2 pseudogenes are annotated in these 664 nt (G+C 54.4%); both read left to right on the forward strand.

The features are described 5' to 3' along the window. A pseudogene (locus B2W52_RS09220) lies at positions 1-248 on the forward strand (hypothetical protein); the annotation flags it as partial. A 15-nt stretch (positions 249-263) separates the two neighbouring features. Continuing rightward, positions 264-664: pseudogene (locus tag B2W52_RS09225) on the forward strand (hypothetical protein); the annotation flags it as partial.

The following is a 664-nucleotide window of genomic DNA, read 5'->3' on the forward strand; positions in this document are numbered from 1 at the left end:
AGCAATATCGCCGCTGGCAAGAGGTTGTTCAGGGTCGGGTCGAGAACAGCGCCGAACTGCTGAAACGGCAATGGCGCACGGGTGATCTGTCCACCACTAATTATCTGCTGGCCTTGAATCAACGCACCGAAAGCCTGCTGGCAGGCATTGAGCTGGAAAAGCAGACACGGCTTGCGCTCACCGAAGCACTTCAGCAATCGGGCCACCTGATCAACGCAATAAAGTCATCGACCGCGTCAACGAATTAAACAGGAATGATAAACATGAATAAAACACTGGTAGCCATCTTGGTGGCGGGTCTTGCGACCGCAACCGCCAGCCACGCCAAAGAATCTGAGTCTGAGCATGCACGTGAGCATGGGCAGGAAAAAGCGATAACGGCGGCACCCCATAGCGAACAGGATAATCATGACGATCATCGTGAGGAAAACCATGAAGAGCATGATGACCATAAGCCTGACACCGAGCACGGCCACGCGGAACACGGCGAGGACGTCAATAGTGATCACAAGGATGCGCACGATGATCATGGCGACGAAAATCATGATGAACACAGCGCCCACGACGAGCACAACTCCGGCTCAGAACACGGACATGAAGAGCATAGCGAGGGCGGTGACCACGGTGATCATGGTGGGCATGGAGGTCACCAAGAAGCTGCTTC

It is taken from the genome of Marinobacter sp. UBA2498 (genome assembly GCF_002341575.1).
Lineage (GTDB): Bacteria > Pseudomonadota > Gammaproteobacteria > Pseudomonadales > Oleiphilaceae > Marinobacter > Marinobacter manganoxydans.